Here is a 17,700-nt window from a genome sequence, read left to right on the forward strand (position 1 = left end):
GCCATTGGAAGCCATCGGACAGCAAAAGCATGTATGAATTGTTAAGTGACGGGTTGTATATCAACCAACGAGACGGTGAATCGATATTTCTCTGTGGGCCGATCAGGGTACTGGGTATTACACGCGATTCTGATAATCGCAAAAACTATGGCTTATTGATTGAGTGGAAAAACCTAGATAATAAAATCATTCGTCAGGTTTTTCCCCGCAAGCAGATTATTAATGAAAATGGCAGACAGCTGAAAGAAGTGCTGGTAGATACCGGGTTAGTAGTGTCAAACAGAACCCGTACTTGGGAGAATATTATTACTTTCCTGAACCAATCTCTCCCGAAAGCTCGTCTGGTCAGTTCACCGCAAACAGGTTGGCTTAATCATAGTTTCATCACTCCAGATTGGTGTATTAGCAAAGAACATGAACCCGTTATTTATTCCGGCAGCCGCACGGAGCTGATGTCATCGAAAGGCTCACTTGAGAGCTGGCAAACTTCTGTTGCTCCACTGTGTTTGAACAATTCAATGCTAATTTTTAGCATTTGTTCCGGCTTAGCGGCTCCACTGCTTTACTGGCTGAACTGGCCAAGCTGTGGCGTTCACCTATTTGGTAAATCCAAAATAGCAAAGACTACGGTACTTAACCTGGCGGCCAGTCTGTATTCCAATCAAGACTACGTTTACAGCTGGAGATCTACAGCTAACGGCTTAGAGATAATTGCGTCAACTCACAATGATATGTTGCTTTGCCTTGATGAGCTGCACCAAGTGAATGCTGAAGATGTCGATCAGTCAATCTATATGCTTGCAAATGGTATGTCGAAAATCCGCAGCAACCAAGACGGTTCACTTGGCGAAAAGCGTAAGTGGCGGCTGCTGTATCTCAGCACAGGTGAAGTTGGCTTAGAGGAAAAACTATCAACTATTCAGAAAAACCTTAAAGCGGGCCAGGAGATTCGCTTTCTGGAAGTGCCGGCAACCAGAAAATTCGGCATCTATGACGATCTCCATGGCTACAGCTCTATCCATGAGTTCTCCCAAGCCATTTGGAATGGTATCAACCTTAATCACGGCTCCATATTCAAAGCCTGGATCGAATATCTCAGCATGACAGAAAATCTGCGATTGGTTCTGAGCAACCAGATAGCCGAGATGCTAAATCAGTGGCGACAAGCCGGAGACGGTAATCAGGTAACAGAAGCAGCAAAAAGATTTGCCTTACATGCAGTAGCTGGCGAGCTGGCTATTTCTGCAGAGTTGCTTCCGTGGCCAACGGGCACCGCAGAGAAAGCTGCAAAAATTGCTTTTGAATCGTGGCTGGATACCCGGGGTAGCAATGTAGATTCAGAAGACGAAAAATTAAAAAAGCACCTGCCAAAAGCTTTAAAACATTGGCGCAGAAAACTGCTGCCTGAAGGCAAACCATTGCAAGATCACTATGGCTATGTCGTAAAAGAGAAGAACAAGCAGGCTTGGTACCTGACACAAGAAGCATATGCAAAAGAGCTTGATCTCAACTTCAAAAACCAGTTTTCGCAATCTGTGCAGTACATGGTTAATCAAGGCTGGATGGAGACCAACGAAGGCCGGAAAACCTTCAAGCGAGTAATTCCCGGTGGTCCAAAAGGTGGCCGATATTACAAAGTACTGCCCGATAAAATAGTTAATGACTTAGCGCTGGACGAAATACTTTCCCAACCAATATTCCCAACATATCAACATGATTAATAAAAAGTTTCCCATATTCCCAATTTCCCAGGAGATTTAAAGGAACCCGAAAATGACAGAAAAAAATTACGATTTTGAATTAAGAGATAATACCCAACTAAACAATCCAAACGCCGCTGTGGAGGTAATGATGTACGGTAATTTAAATAACAAAGCAGTACTGAATGTGGCTGAATGCTCAGCTTTCACCGGGCTGAGCGTCAGCTATATCTACAAGCTGACACATACCGGCAAAATTCCGCACTCTAAGCCTAACGGTAAGCTTGTATTCTTTGACCGGAGAAAAATTGAAGAATGGCTACTTAGCAATCCTGTTGAAACTGAAGCCGACAGAACTCATTTCGTCGCACAGAAAGTCAATTCGTTAAAGCTAAGATCATGATGGCATTCTGGGCAGATTTATTAGGTTACTACGAATAAATCTGCCCGGTCAGCAATTTAGTATCTAATTGCGATATGGTTGCCGATAACCTTGTTTAAACAATCTTCTAGAGCAGTTCTTCTTTTTTTAATTAAGAAATTGCCAAAATATGGAACATATTTTAACCACTTCGGGTAGGAAACAACTTCCTCCCAACTTTCTTCAGCAATTTGATAGCCATGAACTTTCAACAATTTCGGATCATTATTAATCGGAACAAATGCTCGCCAAGGTGGCTGATTAAGTAGTTCATCTGTTGGGTAGGGGGTAGGAAAATGCACATCCCTTTCACTTACCGGACCAAGCCACTCCAAAGAAAGAATACAACCCGATCCTTCATATGTATTTGAGAAACCGTATTTTTCTCCCTTAATGTAACAATTAAGACCAGCATCAGCAGCAAGCGGATCGGGATAAGTTGGCTTGAAAACTCCTCCTTGAACTATACTGAAAAGACTGTGAATAGAACAAACATGTTGGATTACTATCATAATCACCCCCTTATTTACTGTACATAAAAACAGTATACATAAAAGGAGTAAACGTCAATTTTTTATTATGATTTTTTCTAATGTGAACCTGGCCCACTAATTAACTATCAAAAAATTCATAAATTATTGTTTTTATTTTATTTTTTACTTTCTGTATCGGAAAGTAATTACTTCATCGCATCCAGCTGCTGGGCGGTGTTGTCCGTTACTATTAACACCGCTATCAATAATGCGCCCAGCGTGACAAAACCCGCTGCCAAATACAAACCAATATCATACTGGCCGGAGGCTTCGGCCAGATAGCCAGTAAGGGCCGGTGCTATTACCTGGGCACTGCCGTAAGCCAAAGTCATCTTACCCATTAATTTCGCCGGTTTACTCGGATACAAACGCCCTGCCATCGTCAGCACTAAGCTAACTACGCCGACAAAAGTGGCGCCAAACAAGGCTGCGCTTAACAGCACTGCAGTTAACGAGCTAAACCACAGCGGCAGTAAAATAGCAGCGCTTTGTGCCAGTAACGCCAGCATAATGGCTTTCAGATAGCCGGTTTTGCGCGCAATTAAATCCCACAACAATACCGCCGGCGCAGCCGCTAAACCTAAAATGACAAAACTCAGATTACCGCTGCCACTTAAACCAGGCATACGCTCGACAATAGTAACGATAAAGGTAGCGCTGATAACATAACCGTAACCGGCGCAAAAATAGCTGGCCAGCATTAGCCGGATAAAACGTTTTGCCGGTGGCTTGTCAGCCACACCAGCCGGCCTGGTTAACGTTGTTTGCAGCGGCTTTGGTAACCAGCGCCAGGCCGGAATGGCCAGCAACGCGCCGAACAAGGCTAAATATTGCCATTGGGTGCGCCAATCCAGCTGCAGGCTTAACATCAGCTCTACCAATACCGCAGCAAGTGCAATACCAAAACCCAGGCCGGCAAAGTGGATCCCCAGTTCAGCCCGCTGTTTATGGCTTAGCAGCCAGTGCATAATCAGGCCGGAAGCAATCAGCATAGAGCAGGCACTGCTTAAGCCTGCTATAAAGCGCCAGAACGACCATAACCAGATGTTTTCAGTTAACGCCATACCAAGGGTGCTTAGCACCGCCAAAACCAAGCCAAGCCGGTATAGCGTATCTTTTAGTTTAAGGTTAACCAGGCTGGCCGCCAGTAAAGCACCCGCCATATAGCCCAGATAATTAACCGCCGCCAGATAGCCACCACTGGCATCATCCAGTACGTTTTGCTGCTGCATTAATGGCAATAGCGGGGTATAGGCAAAGCGGGCTACGCCCAGGCAGAGTAACTGGCTGAAAAAACCTGCCAGCAACACATAGAAACGTTGCGGTATAATTTTGGCTGTAGTTGTCAGAGGAATAACCCCCGCAAAGCGAAAACCTTAGCTTAGCGCAAGTAAAAAGGCCACGGTATGCGGCCTTAGTCTGATGTACCTTTTTTAACGATTAACGGGCATAGGTTGCCGTTAACGTGGCTTTGCCCAGTGCCATAGCATTAAGCATAAAACCCACCACCGCAGCGCTGGCGCCATCGGCGGCCGGCAGAGTTTCTTCCGGTAAGGCCCACACCGTAAACTGATAACGGTGCATACCATGGCCCTCTGGCGGGCAGGCACCACCAAAATCTTTACTGCCATAGTCATTGGTAAAACTACGACAACCCGGTGGCAGGCTGCCTTTACCTGCACCACGAGCTAAACCTTTGGCGTCTTGTGGAATATCAGTTACCAGCCAATGCCAGAAACCCGAGCAAGTGGGTGCATCCGGATCAAATACGGTAACAGCAAAGCTTTTGGTACCTTCAGGCACATTAGCCCAATTCAGCTCTGGCGATACATTTTTGCCATTGCAGCCAAAGCCATCAAACTCGTGATCTGTGGCCATAAAGTGGCCTTCTTTAATATCCGGGCTGCTGAGGGTAAAAGTTTGTTGTGTCATCTTGCCTCCAAAAGTGAGTGAATACTTACTTATACTGAGATAGCCATTGGTAAAAGGCTTGCTTAGGAAAGGCACCCGCTTGTTGAGCGATAACCTTACCCTGTTTAAATACCATTAAGGTGGGAATAGAGCGGATATTAAACTGCGCCGCTAACTGCTGTTGTTGCTCCGTATTAATTTTACCAAAGCGAAAGCCTGGTTCCAGCTCACGTGCTGCCTGGCTGAAAACCGGCGCAAAACTCTGACAGGGGCCGCACCAGCTGGCCCAGAAATCTACCACTAACGGCAGCTCACTTTTGTGGGCATGGGCAGTAAAATTAGCGGCAGTTAATTCTATTGGCTCACCGCTAAACAGTGGCTGCTTACATTTACCACAACGCGCTTCAAGCGCTGGTTTACCGCCAGGTAAGCGGTTTAAACCGTTACAATACGGGCAGGCAACTATCATGTCGATACTCCGCTGATTATTCTGCACTACAGGCTTACAACACCCACTTTGGCTCGCCACAGCAACTCGCGTTTGCTAGCGCAAACACTCAGACACTCTGTGTCGCCCAAATCGGGGTTCTAAGCCTTTCGTTTCGTTAAAACTACATGGGGCGGGCTTTTCGCAGTTTAAAGCTGCAACCATAAAAAAACCCTGCCGGGGCAGGGTTTGCTAGTAAACTAACACTTAATCGCGTGGTTTACGCGGCGCGCGTGGCGCAGCACCAGGGCGCGGGCCCGGGCCATTAGACGGACGACGCTCACCAACAGGTGCCGCACCGCTGTCTACCGTGATGTTTAGCTTTTGTTTACGCACATACACTTTTTTCAGGTGCTGGAAAATTTCATTCGGGATTGCTGCCGGCAACTCTACCGTGCTGAAATGATCAAACAGCTTAATATTACCGATAAACTGGCTGTCGATATTAGCTTCGTTAGCAATGGCACCAACGATATCACCGGCACGCACACCGTGCTCTTTACCTACTTCAATGCGGTAAGTCTGGTAATCACCTTTCATTTCACGACGTTGGCGCGGACCGCGATCCGGGCGGTCGCCACTACGTTCAGGGCGATCTGAGCGCTCACGTCGTGGCCGGTCATCACGCTCACCCCGGGCATGCGGTTCACGGATTTCCGGGAACTGGCTGGCAACATTTAGCGGCTGATCTTTTTGCGCTAAATACAACAGTGCCGCTGCCAGATCGTTTTCAGTGGTGTCTATCTTTTCTCTCCAGTCGTTAATTAAGTCCTGGAAGAAGCTTAAGTTCTGCGTTTCAATGGTTTGCGCCAACTGCTCGCGGAATGATTCAATACGGCGCTGCTCAATCACCTGGCCTGATGGCAGTGACATTTTTTCTATCGGTTGCTTAGTCGCATGTTCAATGGTACGCAATAAACGGCGCTCGCGCGGCGATACAAATAAAATCGCTTTACCTTCACGACCGGCACGGCCGGTACGGCCAATACGGTGCACATAAGCTTCGCTGTCGTACGGAATATCATAGTTTACCACCAGGCTGATACGCTCAACGTCCAGACCACGGGCAGCAACATCAGTAGCGACAATAATATCCAGCTGATTGGCTTTCATTTTACGGATAGTCAGCTCGCGGTGCGCCTGATTCATATCACCGTTTAAGCAGGCCACAGCATAACCGCGGGCACCCAGTTTTTCGGCAATTTCTTCAGTGGCGCTTTTAGTGCGCACAAACACGATAGAAGCATCATATTCTTCGCCTTCCAGCACACGGGTCAATGCATCCAGTTTCTGGTTGCCATCCAGCATGACGTAGCTTTGTTTAATGCGTTCAACAGTACTGGTTTTAGAAGCAATTTTAATTTCTTCAGCATCTTTTAAATGCTTTTGTGCAATGGCACGGATAGGCGCCGGCATAGTAGCCGAAAACATGGCTACCTGACGGCCTGGCGGTGTGGCATCCATAATGGTTTGCACGTCGTCAATAAAACCCATGCGCAGCATTTCGTCGGCTTCATCCAGCACGATGGCGCGCAGCTTATCCAGCTTTAAGGTGCCACGGTCTAAGTGATCCAGAATACGGCCTGGTGTGCCCACAATAACCTGCGAGCCACGCTTCAGTGATTTCAGCTGGTTGGTATAACTCTGGCCACCGTATAACGGCAGTACATGAAACGCCGGCATATAGCGGGCATAGGCCTGAAACGCTTCGGCTACCTGAATCGCCAGTTCACGCGTTGGCGCCAGAACCAGAATTTGCGGATCGTTTTGCGCAGGATCAAGCCGTGCTAATAAAGGCAGCGCGAAGGCACCGGTTTTGCCGGTACCGGTTTGCGCCTGGCCTAATACATCCTCGCCAGCCAATAGTTTGGGAATAGCAGCAGCCTGAATAGGCGACGGCGTTTCATAGCCTAGTTCAGTAACAGCACGAACAATAGCTTCAGGCAGCATTAGCTGGGAAAATGACACAGTGTCAGACATACGTTGTTTAAACCTCAATAACACGCAGGCGTAATGGTAGTGCTATTGTTGCTTTTACTTAGCCTGCAGAGCAGTAAAAGCACGTAAATCAGACCAAAGCATAGCTTTAACTGATTTTATTCCAGTAGTATAGCCAAACATTCTTATGACAAGAGGCATATCATGATAGACATCCTCGTTGGCAGCCAAATGGGCGCAGCGGAATATGTGGCAGAACAAGTTGCTGAAACACTGGTACAAGCGGGCTATGAAGCAACGCTTCATCTGAAACCCGAACTGGATCACCTTAACCCCTGTGGGGTTTGGTTAGTGATCACATCCACCTATGGCGCAGGAGATCTGCCTGATAATATTCAACCCTTTGCGGATCAATTAGCACAAGATCGGCGTGATCTTACCACACTTTCTTATGCCGTGATCACTTTAGGTGACTCTGCCTACGATACTTTTTGTCTGGCTGGTGAAAAAATAGCGCATTTATTAGATATGCAACAGGCAAAACGCTTGCTAACACCTCTGCAGATTGATGCTCAGAATGCTGAACTGCCAGAGGATCATGCCCTGCGCTGGCTGCCTGAGTTTATTAAACAGCTAAAATAAAAAAAGCGGGTGACAAGCACCCGCAAACACAAGTATATCTCAGGAAGAACAGGATAACGTTAGTCTCTCCCAGGTTGGCCTCAGCAATAAAACCAACTTGGCATTACCATACCGTCAATTTGGCAAACAGTCTTGATATCAGCATGATAAAGCAATGATAAAAGCATTTTAAGCGTTAGGATCCAGTTACACCCAAGTTATCAACAAAGTTACAGTTTAAAAAAACTATATGTGCATAAGTTAAGGTAAAACCGGTTATTAAGCTGTATTTATGCTAGATATAAAAAAAATATTTTTCTGACATGTGGATAAACCGGCATTTTGATCACCGGTCCAACCGCAACAGATCCTAGCTTGATCACAGGATCTGATCCTTGGTAAGCATCTGATCATTCGTAAAAAGATCCGCTTATGCACTGAAAACCGGCTCCTTAGTAGTAAACATAATAAAAAGATCTCTAAAAAGATCTTATTTAATTTAGAAGATCCTAAGCCTGATGCAGCATTCCACTTAACCCCGGATCGCGCTACAATAGTCACCTTTAAACACTTTGACAGATCAACCGGATACTGAGGCAACTATGCTGTACCAAGAGACATTCGACGTTATCGTTGTAGGCGGTGGCCATGCAGGCACCGAAGCCGCTCTGGCAGCTGCACGCATGGGCCGTAAAACATTATTGTTAACCCACAATGTTGAAACACTTGGCCAAATGTCTTGTAACCCGGCCATTGGTGGTATTGGCAAAGGCCATCTGGTTAAAGAGATTGATGCTCTGGGTGGTGCTATGGCAATAGCTGCTGACAAAGGCGGTATTCAGTTTCGTACCTTAAACAGCTCTAAAGGCCCTGCGGTCAGAGCCACCAGAGCACAAGCCGACAGGCAGCTATATCGCGCTGCTATTCGTACGATGCTGGAAAATCAGCCTAATTTAAGTATTTTCCAACAAGCCTGTGATGATCTGATGGTTGAAAACGATCAGGTTACCGGTGTTATCACTCAGATGGGACTGAAATTTAACGCTAAATCTGTCGTACTTACTGTGGGTACCTTTTTAGGTGGCCAGATCCATGTTGGTTTACAAAGCCATTCCGGTGGCCGTGCCGGTGATCCGCCATCCATTGCATTGGCAAAACGCTTGCGTGAATTACCATTTCGGGTAGATCGGTTAAAAACCGGTACCCCACCGCGTATTGACGCCCGTACTATCGATTTTTCACTGATGCAGGCACAGCCCGGCGACAACCCTACTCCGTTATTTTCATTTATGGGCAAACAGGCTGATCATCCACAGCAAATACCCTGTTATATCACTTACACCAACGAAAACACTCACGATGTGATCCGCAATAATCTGGACAGATCGCCGATGTACACCGGTGTAATTGAAGGTATAGGCCCACGCTACTGCCCATCAATTGAAGATAAAATTATGCGCTTTGCCGATAAAGACAAACATCAGATCTTTATTGAGCCAGAGGGTTTAACCACGCATGAAGTTTACCCGAATGGTATCTCAACCAGCCTGCCGTTTGATGTGCAGCTGAGCATAGTACGCTCAATTAAAGGCATGGAAAATGCCCATATTACCCGGCCCGGTTATGCCATTGAGTATGACTTTTTTGATCCGCGCGATCTGAAAAACAGCCTGGAAACTAAATTTATTAAAGGCTTATTTTTTGCCGGCCAGATTAACGGTACCACCGGTTACGAAGAAGCCGGCGCCCAAGGCTTGCTGGCAGGGCTAAACGCAGCCCTGTTCAGCCAGGACAAAGACAGCTGGTCACCGGGCCGCGAACAAGCTTACCTTGGTGTTTTGGTGGACGACTTAACCACTATGGGCACTAAAGAGCCATACCGCATGTTTACCAGCCGTGCTGAATACCGGCTAATGCTGCGTGAAGATAACGCTGATTCACGTTTAACCGAAAAAGGCCGTGAACTCGGCCTGGTTGATGATGCGCGTTGGGCCGCGTTTAACCGGAAAATGGAACAAATTGCACTGGAACGCCAGCGCTTAAAACAAAGCTGGATCCACCCGCAACATGCCGCGCTGACAGCTGTTAATGCCTTGGTTAAAACACCACTTAGCAAAGAAGCGAGCCTGGAAGAATTAGTCCGCCGGCCGGAGATTAACTACACCGATCTGATGCAAATAGCCGATCTGGGCCCCGGTTTGGCCGATGCCGCTGCTGCTGAGCAGGTGGAAATTCAGATCAAATATGAAGGCTATATTCACCGCCAACAGGATGAAATTGCCAAACAACAGCGTAATGAGCAAACATTGTTGCCACAACAATTTGATTATAAACAAGTTAAAGGTTTATCAAACGAGGTAATCGTTAAACTAAACCAGACTCAGCCGCAAACCGTTGGCCAGGCTTCGCGTATTTCCGGTATTACTCCGGCGGCCATCTCTTTGCTGCTGGTTTACTTAAAAAAACAAGGGTTACTGCGAAAATCAGCCTGAGCCAGCTTAAGGATCACGATGTTAGAAAAACTTAAGGCTCTGGTGGCACAAACCAGCCTGACGCTGTCTGAACAGCAACTGCAACAATGTATCGCCTACGTGCAGCTGCTGGATAAGTGGAACAGTGCTTATAACCTGACTTCTGTGCGTAACCCTGAAGAAATGCTGATAAAGCATGTAATGGACAGTTTAGTGGTGGCACCGTTTTTAACCGGTCAGCGCTTTATTGATGTCGGTACCGGCCCGGGGTTACCTGGTGTGTTGCTGGCAATTTATTACCCGGATAAGCACTTCACCCTGCTCGACAGCCTGGGCAAACGTATCCGGTTTTTAAATCAGGTTAAGTTACAACTGAAACTGGCTAATATTCAGCCGTTGCAAAGCCGGGTTGAAGATTATCAGCCAGAACAAGGCTATGACGGCGTAATAAGCCGGGCTTTTGCCTCAATCAATGATATGCTCAGCTGGTGCCGGCATTTGCCCGCCAAAAACGGCTGCTTTTTCGCCATGAAAGGTGCCGCAGTACAAGAAGAAATTGCAGCTTTGCCTGATTTTGTTAAAGTAACTTCCGTTCAGCCTCTTGTAGTACCGCAGTTGCAAGCACAGCGGCATTTGGTGATACTGAACCCCTGCTAACTGATAACGAGGACATCTTGTGGCGAAAGTGATCGCAATAGCTAACCAGAAAGGTGGTGTTGGTAAAACCACTACGGCAGTGAATCTGGCTGCTTCACTGGCTGCGACCAAACGCAAGGTGCTACTTATTGATCTTGATCCACAGGGTAATGCCACTATGGGCAGTGGCGTAGACAAGTATAGTTTGCCGGCTACTGCTTACGATTTACTGGTTGATGAAAAACCTTTAGTTGAAGTACTGGTAAAAGAAACAGCCGGTGGTTATCACCTGGTTGCAGCTAATTCTGACCTTACTGCGGCAGAAGTTCGGTTAATGAATGTGTTTGCCCGAGAAGTGCGTCTGCGCAATGCACTGAAAGATTACCGCAACAGTTACGACTTTATTTTTATAGACTGCCCACCGTCACTTAATATGCTTACTGTTAATGCCATGGCTGCTGCTGACACCGTGCTGGTTCCTATGCAGTGTGAATACTTTGCGCTGGAGGGATTAACGGCACTGGTTGATACTATTAATCAGCTCGCTGCAGCAGTTAATCCTGAGTTAAAGATCGAAGGTATATTAAGAACCATGTACGATCCGCGTAATCGCCTGGCGAACGACGTTTCGGAACAGTTAAAGCAACATTTTGGCGACAAGGTTTACCGTGCTGTGATCCCGCGCAATGTCAGACTGGCTGAAGCGCCCAGTTTTGGTGCGCCGGTAATGTATTATGATAAAAGCTCAACCGGAGCTAAGGCGTATCTGGCACTGGCAGGCGAAATGCTGCGCCGGGCTGATAAAAAAACGGTTAACAGCACTACCTCTGTCTGATCTGAATAATTTTAGGGAAGCTATTTAGCATGTCGGTAAAGAAACGCGGCCTGGGCCGGGGTCTGGATGCCTTACTTACGTCCAACAGAACCAGTAACAGTGATACCGCCACTACATCAGCCACTGAGCTGCAACAGCTGCCGGTGGAGTTTCTGCAGCCGGGCAAATATCAGCCGCGTAAAGATATGTCGCAGGAAGCGCTGGAAGATTTAGCCAGTTCTATCCGCGCCCAGGGTATTATTCAGCCAATAGTAGTGCGGCCACTGGCAAAAGATAAATACGAAATTATCGCCGGTGAACGGCGCTGGCGTGCCAGCCAGCTGGCACAACTATCTGAAGTACCTTGCATCGTCAAAGATGTACCGGACGAAGCCGCCGTTGCCATAGCCCTGATTGAAAACATTCAGCGCGAAGATTTAAATGCGATGGAAGAAGCGGTAGCGCTGGATCGCTTACTGACCGAATTTGCCCTTACACACCAGCAGGTGGCCGATGCAGTGGGTAAATCGCGTGCTTCTGTCACCAATTTACTGCGGCTAAATCAGTTAAATGAAGACGTTAAACTGTTGCTGGAGCATGGTGATATTGAGATGGGCCATGCCAGGGCACTTTTGGCATTAAAAGATAATGAGCAGTCCGATGCGGCACGTTTAGTGGCGGCAAAACAGCTTACCGTGCGCGAAACTGAGAATTTAGTCCGGCGTATTCTGGAGCCCAAACCGGCGGCGGCAGAAAAACCGCGTGATCCGGATGTACTGGCACTGGAACAACGGTTAAGCGAGCGCTTTGCGGCGCCGGTGCAAATAAGTTACAACAACAAAGGCAAAGGTAAGCTGGAAATAGCCTACAGCAGCCTGGATGAGTTAGATGGTATTATAAATAAGTTGAATCTGGCTGAGCATTAATGCACCAAAATGTACCAATTTTCTGTACCAGCCCTGTACTATCGCGGGGCAGCTGCCGCTTTTTGTTGCAAATTAAAGGCAGATAAGTATACTTTCGCAAGTTTTTTCGACCCCCTTCACGGGCGATTTCAGGGGGACAAACAGTGACTGATCAAAATGCGGCGTTGGCGCGCAAATCAGCTTATAAGCTGGTACTGTGCCAGCTTGCAGTAGCCGGGGTTATAGCACTGGCTTTTTTTTTAGCTGCCGATGCAGCAGCAGCCAAATCCGCCTTTAAGGGTGGTTTGGTAGCAGTAATACCGAATTGTGTATTTGTGTTTTTTGCGTTTCGTTACAGCGCACTACATAACGCAAATGCAGTACTGGCAGCCTTTATGCGGGGGCAGTCATTAAAATTAATTTTAACCGCTGTGCTTTTAGCCGTCGTATTTACGCAGCAACAACTGGTTCCAGGTATTTTTTTAACCGGTTTTCTGCTTACGCTGTTAGCACAATGGACAGCACCGGTTTTTTTTAAACATTAACAATGGGATGAAACATGGCTGCAGGTGAAGAGTTAACCCTCTCTGGCCATATTCAGCACCACCTTACTAACGCCAAAATGTGTACCGTTGATGGTAGCGTTGCATTTAATAAAGCGTGTAGTGAGGCCGGGTTCTGGACATGGCATGTCGATACATTAGCGTGGTCTATTGGCCTTGGTTTGTTGTTTCTGTGGATTTTCCGCAGTGCAGCAACAAAAGCCACTACCGGCGTTCCGGGTAAGTTTCAGTGCTTTATTGAAATGGTAGTGGAGCTGGTTGCCACTAACGTTAAAGACACTTATCACGGTAAAAGTAAGCTTATAGCACCACTGGCACTGACTATCTTTGTCTGGGTGTTTCTGATGAACCTGATGGACTTAATTCCGGTAGATTTCCTGCCCGCTTTTGCCGGTTTTGTCGGTGAGCAAGCCCTGGGTATGGACAGCCACGATGTGTACATGAAAATTGTACCTACGACCGATATCAACTTAACGGCTGCACTGGCCATCGGGGTATTTATCCTGATGATCGGTTATTCAATTCGTATTAAAGGCGTATTGGGCTTTATTAAAGAATTAACACTGCACCCGTTTAGCAGCAAAAACCTACCACTGCAAATTGCGCTGATCCCGTTCAACCTATTACTGGAAACCATCGCCTTAGTTGCCAAGCCGTTTTCACTGGCACTGCGGTTATTCGGTAACCTGTACGCTGGCGAGATGATCTTTATCCTGATTGGTGCTATCGGCCTGATGCAGTTACCACTGCACTTTGTCTGGGCGGTATTCCATATTCTGGTAATAGTGCTGCAGGCCTTTGTATTTATGATGCTGACCATTGTTTACTTAAGCATGGCCAGTTCAGATAACCACTGATTTTTTTAAACTTTAACTTTAACTATTGAAATATCGGAGAAAAAAATGGAACTAGTATTAGGTCTTAAATTAATCGCAGTTGCTATGTTAATCGGTTTCGGTGCTATCGGTACTGCACTGGGTTTCGGTAACATGGGTGGTAAGTTCTTAGAAGCTTGTGCGCGTCAACCAGAACTGGCTCCTTCACTGCAAGTTAAAATGTTCATCCTGGCAGGTCTGATCGACGCCGTTGCGATGATTGGCGTTGGTATCGCCATGTACATGTTGTTCGCAATGTAATTGACGCTTTGTGTTATTCCGAACAACTGTTAACTAAGGAGGAGCGGTCGTGAATTTAAACGCCACTCTGCTAGGCGAATTAATCGCATTTGCGGTGTTCGTGCTGTTCTGTATGAAATTTGTATGGCCGCCGCTGATCAATGCGATCGAAGCGCGCCAGAAAAAAATTGCTGACGGTTTAGCAGCTTCTGATCGTGCGGAAAAAGACCTGGCATTAGCGCAGGACAAAGCCAAAGATCAGCTTAAAGATGCTAAAGCACAAGCTGCAGACATTATTGAGCAAGCGAAAAAACGCGAAGCCAAAATGCTGGATGAAGCCGTGCAAAAAGCCAATGCCGAACGTGAAAACATTCTGGCCATTGGCAGAGCAGAATTAGAAGCTGAGCGTAACCGTTTACGCGAAGAGCTGCGCAAGCAAGTTGCTGCATTAGCAGTAGCCGGCGCAGAGAAAATTCTGCAACGTTCTATTGATGAAGCTGCTCACAGCGACATTCTGGAAAAACTGGTTCAAGAACTGTAATGAGGATGAGCTATGTCTGATTTGACTAATATTGCTCGTCCTTACGCCAAAGCGGCCTTTGATTTTGCTGTAGAGCAAAAAGCACTGGACGCCTGGCTACAGATGTTGGCCTTTGCTGCAGAAGTAGCAAAGAATGACCAGGTTGGTGCTTATTTAGGTGCCAACGGTGCTGCTGACAAGCAGGCCGGTCTGTTTATTCAGGTATGTGGTGAGCAACTCAATGAGCACGGCCAAAACTTTATTAAAGTGATGGCAGAAAATCATCGCTTGTTGGCGTTGCCTGAAGTGTTAGCTGCCTTTATTGCGCTTAAAGCTGAGTTTGAAAAAGAAATCGACGTTACTGTGGTTTCTGCAACCAAGCTTTCCAAAGCACAACAAGACAAGTTAGCCGCAGCATTATCGCAACGTTTGGCACGCAAAGTTAAATTGAACTGTAGCGAAGATCCTGCAGTGGTTGGCGGCATGCTGATCAAAGCAGGTGACATGGTTATTGATGGCTCGGTCCGCGGTAAGCTGGACCGTTTAGCAACTGCGCTGCAGTCTTAATTGGGGAACAGAGAATGCAACTGAATTCCACTGAAATATCAGAACTGATCAAAAGTCGTATTGCTCAGTTCGAAGTGGTCAGTGAAGCTCGTAACGAAGGTACTATCGTTCAGGTAACTGATGGTATTATCCGTATCAATGGTCTTGCAGATTGTATGCAGGGCGAGATGATTGAGCTTCCTGGCAACCGCTATGCTATCGCGCTGAACTTAGAGCGCAACTCAGTTGGTGCCGTAGTTATGGGTCCGTATGCGGACTTAACCGAAGGCACTAAAGTAAAAAGTACCGGCCGTATTTTAGAAGTACCGGTTGGCCCACAGCTGCTAGGCCGTGTGGTTAACACCTTAGGTGCACCTATCGACGGTAAAGGCCCGATTGATGCTGCTGGTTTTGAACCGGTAGAAAAAATTGCCCCAGGCGTTATCGATCGTCAATCAGTAGATCAGCCAATGCAAACTGGCTATAAGTCTGTTGATGCGATGATCCCTATCGGCCGTGGTCAGCGTGAATTGTTAATCGGTGACCGTCAGACCGGTAAAACCGCACTGGCAATCGATGCGATCATTAACCAGAAAGGCACTGGCGTTAAGTGTATCTATGTTGCAGTAGGCCAAAAAGCCTCTACCATCGCTAACGTAGTACGTAAGCTGGAAGAGCACGGCGCGCTGGCCCACACCATCGTGGTGGTGGCGTCTGCCTCTGAAGCCGCTGCCCTGCAGTTCCTGGCACCTTACGCTGGCTGTACTATGGGTGAATACTTCCGTGACCGCGGTGAAGATGCACTGATCGTATACGATGACCTGTCTAAGCAAGCTGTGGCTTACCGTCAGATCTCGTTACTGTTACGTCGTCCGCCAGGCCGTGAAGCTTACCCGGGTGACGTATTCTATTTACACTCACGTCTGCTGGAGCGCGCATCACGCGTTAATGCCGACTACGTTGAGCGTTACACCAACGGCGAAGTAAAAGGCAAAACCGGTTCATTAACCGCGCTGCCAATTATTGAAACTCAGGCCGGTGACGTTTCTGCGTTCGTTCCAACTAACGTAATTTCGATTACCGATGGTCAGATCTTCCTGGAAACTGACTTATTCAACGCCGGTATCCGCCCTGCGGTGAACGCCGGTATTTCGGTATCACGGGTAGGTGGTGCAGCGCAAACTAAGATCATCAAGAAATTAGGTGGTGGTATTCGTCTGGCATTAGCCCAGTACTCAGAGCTGGCCGCGTTCGCGCAGTTCGCTTCTGACCTTGACGATGCGACCCGCGCTCAGCTAGAGCACGGCCAAAAGGTAACTGAGCTGATGAAACAGCTGCAGTACAGCCCGATGAGCGTTGCCGAAATGGGTGTGTCTATTTTCGCTATCGAAAAAGGCTTTATGAAAGATGTCGACGTGGCCAAAATCCTGGATTTTGAAGCCGGCTTAATCGCTTTCATGAAAGCTGAACACGCTGAGCTGATGGCTGATATCGATAAAACCGGTAACTACAACGACCAAATCGAGTCTACGTTCAAAGCTGCCATTGAGAAATTCAAGGCAACGCAGACCTGGTAAGCAATGCGGGTGGCTTGCCACCCCATTCGTTGAATGAAACGGAGATACAGTCATGGCCGGTGGTAAAGAGATAAAAAGTAAGATCGGGAGTATTAATAATACTCGCAAGATCACCAGTGCTATGGAAAAAGTTGCGGTCAGCAAAATGCGCAAAGCGCAAGACCGTGTAGCTGCAACACGCCCATACGCTGAAGGTATGCGCAAAGTGATCGGTAACGTTGCCAATGGCAGCCTGGAATACCGCCATCCGTATTTAGCGGATCGTGAGGTAAAACGGGTTGGCTATATTGTCATTTCTACTGATCGTGGTCTTTGCGGTGGCCTGAATACCAACGAGTTTAAGAAAGTTGCCCTTGAGCTGAAAAGCTGGAAAGACAAAGGTGTAGATGCGCAGTTTGCTGTTATCGGCAATAAAGCAACGGCCTTTTTCAAGCGTTTCGGTGGTAAGGTAGTAGCACAACAGGCGGGTTCAGGTGACGTACCACGTTTGGCTGATGTGATTGGTTCGGTAAAAGTGATGCTGCAGGCATTTAACGAAGGCCGGATTGACCGCTTATTTCTGGTGTACAACAAGTTTGTTAACACCATGAAACAAGAGCCAGTGATCGATCAACTCTTACCTTTGCCAAAAGCAGATATTGAGCAAAAAGCACATAACTGGGATTACCTGTATGAGCCGGACCCACAACCTATCATCGATATGTTGATGGACCGTTTCATCGAATCGCAGGTTTATCAGGGCGTGGTAGAGAACTCTGCCAGCGAACACGCGGCGCGGATGGTAGCCATGAAGGCTGCAACCGACAACGCCGGTAACCTGATGGACGACCTGAAGCTGGTGTACAACAAAGCACGTCAGGCGGCGATTACCCAGGAGCTTAGCGAAATCGTCGCAGGTGCGGCAGCTGTAGGCTAAGGTAAACAGTTTTGAGAAATTTGAGG

19 protein-coding genes are annotated in these 17,700 nt (G+C 47.3%); 14 read left to right on the forward strand and 5 right to left on the reverse strand.

Annotated elements, in window-relative coordinates:
* The first annotated feature begins 29 nt into the window (after window positions 1–29).
* Window positions 30–1,721: a DUF927 domain-containing protein gene (locus J3B89_RS17760; RefSeq protein WP_215399069.1), complete on the forward strand. Its 1,692-nt coding sequence runs from the start codon at window positions 30–32 to the stop codon at window positions 1,719–1,721.
* Between the two features lie 52 nt (window positions 1,722–1,773).
* The gene (locus J3B89_RS17765; RefSeq protein ID WP_215399068.1) at window positions 1,774–2,103 is read left to right on the forward strand and encodes a helix-turn-helix transcriptional regulator; all 330 of its coding nucleotides are present in this window, start codon (window positions 1,774–1,776) and stop codon (window positions 2,101–2,103) included.
* Between the two features lie 56 nt (window positions 2,104–2,159).
* Here J3B89_RS17765 and J3B89_RS17770 read toward each other — a convergent pair whose 3' ends face one another.
* The 5 genes from J3B89_RS17770 to J3B89_RS17790 all read right to left on the reverse strand — a co-directional run bounded on the left by J3B89_RS17770 (window position 2,160) and on the right by J3B89_RS17790 (window position 7,032).
* Window positions 2,160–2,633: a hypothetical protein gene (locus tag J3B89_RS17770; RefSeq protein ID WP_215399067.1), complete on the reverse strand. Its 474-nt coding sequence runs from the start codon at window positions 2,631–2,633 to the stop codon at window positions 2,160–2,162.
* A 167-nt stretch (window positions 2,634–2,800) separates the two neighbouring features.
* A complete protein-coding gene (locus tag J3B89_RS17775) occupies window positions 2,801–3,964 on the reverse strand; it encodes a YbfB/YjiJ family MFS transporter (protein ID WP_349814235.1) in 1,164 nt (387 codons plus the stop codon).
* 130 nt (window positions 3,965–4,094) lie between these two features.
* On the reverse strand, window positions 4,095–4,586 hold the full coding sequence (locus J3B89_RS17780) for a YbhB/YbcL family Raf kinase inhibitor-like protein (RefSeq protein WP_215399066.1): 492 nt from the start codon (window positions 4,584–4,586) through the stop codon (window positions 4,095–4,097).
* A gap of 25 nt (window positions 4,587–4,611) precedes the next feature.
* A complete protein-coding gene (trxC, locus tag J3B89_RS17785; RefSeq protein WP_215399065.1) occupies window positions 4,612–5,034 on the reverse strand; it encodes a thioredoxin TrxC in 423 nt (140 codons plus the stop codon).
* A 225-nt stretch (window positions 5,035–5,259) separates the two neighbouring features.
* The gene (locus tag J3B89_RS17790) at window positions 5,260–7,032 is read right to left on the reverse strand and encodes a DEAD/DEAH box helicase (RefSeq protein WP_215399064.1); all 1,773 of its coding nucleotides are present in this window, start codon (window positions 7,030–7,032) and stop codon (window positions 5,260–5,262) included.
* A gap of 162 nt (window positions 7,033–7,194) precedes the next feature.
* Between J3B89_RS17790 and mioC the strand changes: the two genes are divergently transcribed.
* The 12 genes from mioC (at window position 7,195) to atpG (ending at window position 17,674) form a co-directional block, all read left to right on the forward strand.
* Entirely contained in the window at window positions 7,195–7,632 is a 438-nt protein-coding gene (gene mioC, locus J3B89_RS17795) for an FMN-binding protein MioC (RefSeq protein WP_215399063.1), read from the forward strand.
* Window positions 7,633–8,213: 581 nt separating this feature from the next.
* Window positions 8,214–10,103, forward strand: a complete 1,890-nt coding sequence (mnmG, locus tag J3B89_RS17800) for a tRNA uridine-5-carboxymethylaminomethyl(34) synthesis enzyme MnmG (RefSeq protein WP_215399062.1) — start codon at window positions 8,214–8,216, stop codon at window positions 10,101–10,103.
* An 18-nt stretch (window positions 10,104–10,121) separates the two neighbouring features.
* Window positions 10,122–10,739, forward strand: coding sequence for a 16S rRNA (guanine(527)-N(7))-methyltransferase RsmG (gene rsmG, locus J3B89_RS17805; RefSeq protein WP_215399061.1), 618 nt, complete (start codon window positions 10,122–10,124; stop codon window positions 10,737–10,739).
* 19 nt (window positions 10,740–10,758) lie between these two features.
* On the forward strand, window positions 10,759–11,553 hold the full coding sequence (locus J3B89_RS17810) for a ParA family protein (RefSeq protein WP_215399060.1): 795 nt from the start codon (window positions 10,759–10,761) through the stop codon (window positions 11,551–11,553).
* A 29-nt stretch (window positions 11,554–11,582) separates the two neighbouring features.
* Window positions 11,583–12,458 carry a ParB/RepB/Spo0J family partition protein gene (locus J3B89_RS17815; protein ID WP_215399059.1) on the forward strand — a complete coding sequence of 292 codons (876 nt, stop codon included), beginning with the start codon at window positions 11,583–11,585 and terminating at the stop codon, window positions 12,456–12,458.
* 143 nt (window positions 12,459–12,601) lie between these two features.
* A complete protein-coding gene (locus tag J3B89_RS17820; protein ID WP_215399058.1) occupies window positions 12,602–12,982 on the forward strand; it encodes an ATP synthase subunit I in 381 nt (126 codons plus the stop codon).
* 14 nt (window positions 12,983–12,996) lie between these two features.
* Window positions 12,997–13,857, forward strand: coding sequence for a F0F1 ATP synthase subunit A (gene atpB, locus J3B89_RS17825; RefSeq protein ID WP_215399057.1), 861 nt, complete (start codon window positions 12,997–12,999; stop codon window positions 13,855–13,857).
* Window positions 13,858–13,902: 45 nt separating this feature from the next.
* On the forward strand, window positions 13,903–14,136 hold the full coding sequence (gene atpE, locus J3B89_RS17830; RefSeq protein ID WP_132586566.1) for a F0F1 ATP synthase subunit C: 234 nt from the start codon (window positions 13,903–13,905) through the stop codon (window positions 14,134–14,136).
* A 49-nt stretch (window positions 14,137–14,185) separates the two neighbouring features.
* On the forward strand, window positions 14,186–14,656 hold the full coding sequence (atpF, locus tag J3B89_RS17835) for a F0F1 ATP synthase subunit B (protein ID WP_215399056.1): 471 nt from the start codon (window positions 14,186–14,188) through the stop codon (window positions 14,654–14,656).
* Between the two features lie 12 nt (window positions 14,657–14,668).
* Window positions 14,669–15,202 (forward strand): F0F1 ATP synthase subunit delta, encoded by a 534-nt coding sequence (atpH, locus tag J3B89_RS17840; protein ID WP_215399055.1) that lies wholly within the window; start codon window positions 14,669–14,671, stop codon window positions 15,200–15,202.
* A 14-nt stretch (window positions 15,203–15,216) separates the two neighbouring features.
* The gene (gene atpA, locus J3B89_RS17845; RefSeq protein ID WP_215399054.1) at window positions 15,217–16,758 is read left to right on the forward strand and encodes a F0F1 ATP synthase subunit alpha; all 1,542 of its coding nucleotides are present in this window, start codon (window positions 15,217–15,219) and stop codon (window positions 16,756–16,758) included.
* A gap of 52 nt (window positions 16,759–16,810) precedes the next feature.
* Window positions 16,811–17,674 (forward strand): F0F1 ATP synthase subunit gamma, encoded by an 864-nt coding sequence (gene atpG / locus J3B89_RS17850; protein WP_215399053.1) that lies wholly within the window; start codon window positions 16,811–16,813, stop codon window positions 17,672–17,674.
* Window positions 17,675–17,700 lie beyond the last annotated feature (26 nt).

This window comes from Rheinheimera oceanensis (assembly GCF_018831085.1).
Lineage (GTDB): Bacteria > Pseudomonadota > Gammaproteobacteria > Enterobacterales > Alteromonadaceae > Alishewanella > Alishewanella oceanensis.

Excerpts from the sequence above, each read along its gene's own strand:
- J3B89_RS17760 (WP_215399069.1), top strand. The coding sequence starts at position 30 with ATGTATGAATTGTTAAGTGACGGGTTGTATATCAACCAACGAGACGGT.
- J3B89_RS17765 (WP_215399068.1), top strand. The coding sequence starts at position 1,774 with ATGACAGAAAAAAATTACGATTTTGAATTAAGAGATAATACCCAACTA.
- J3B89_RS17770 (WP_215399067.1), bottom strand. The coding sequence starts at position 2,633 with ATGATAGTAATCCAACATGTTTGTTCTATTCACAGTCTTTTCAGTATA.
- J3B89_RS17780 (WP_215399066.1), bottom strand. The coding sequence starts at position 4,586 with ATGACACAACAAACTTTTACCCTCAGCAGCCCGGATATTAAAGAAGGC.
- trxC (WP_215399065.1), bottom strand. The coding sequence starts at position 5,034 with ATGATAGTTGCCTGCCCGTATTGTAACGGTTTAAACCGCTTACCTGGC.
- J3B89_RS17790 (WP_215399064.1), bottom strand. The coding sequence starts at position 7,032 with ATGTCTGACACTGTGTCATTTTCCCAGCTAATGCTGCCTGAAGCTATT.
- mioC (WP_215399063.1), top strand. The coding sequence starts at position 7,195 with ATGATAGACATCCTCGTTGGCAGCCAAATGGGCGCAGCGGAATATGTG.
- mnmG (WP_215399062.1), top strand. The coding sequence starts at position 8,214 with ATGCTGTACCAAGAGACATTCGACGTTATCGTTGTAGGCGGTGGCCAT.
- rsmG (WP_215399061.1), top strand. The coding sequence starts at position 10,122 with ATGTTAGAAAAACTTAAGGCTCTGGTGGCACAAACCAGCCTGACGCTG.
- J3B89_RS17815 (WP_215399059.1), top strand. The coding sequence starts at position 11,583 with ATGTCGGTAAAGAAACGCGGCCTGGGCCGGGGTCTGGATGCCTTACTT.
- atpB (WP_215399057.1), top strand. The coding sequence starts at position 12,997 with ATGGCTGCAGGTGAAGAGTTAACCCTCTCTGGCCATATTCAGCACCAC.
- atpE (WP_132586566.1), top strand. The coding sequence starts at position 13,903 with ATGGAACTAGTATTAGGTCTTAAATTAATCGCAGTTGCTATGTTAATC.
- atpH (WP_215399055.1), top strand. The coding sequence starts at position 14,669 with ATGTCTGATTTGACTAATATTGCTCGTCCTTACGCCAAAGCGGCCTTT.
- atpA (WP_215399054.1), top strand. The coding sequence starts at position 15,217 with ATGCAACTGAATTCCACTGAAATATCAGAACTGATCAAAAGTCGTATT.
- atpG (WP_215399053.1), top strand. The coding sequence starts at position 16,811 with ATGGCCGGTGGTAAAGAGATAAAAAGTAAGATCGGGAGTATTAATAAT.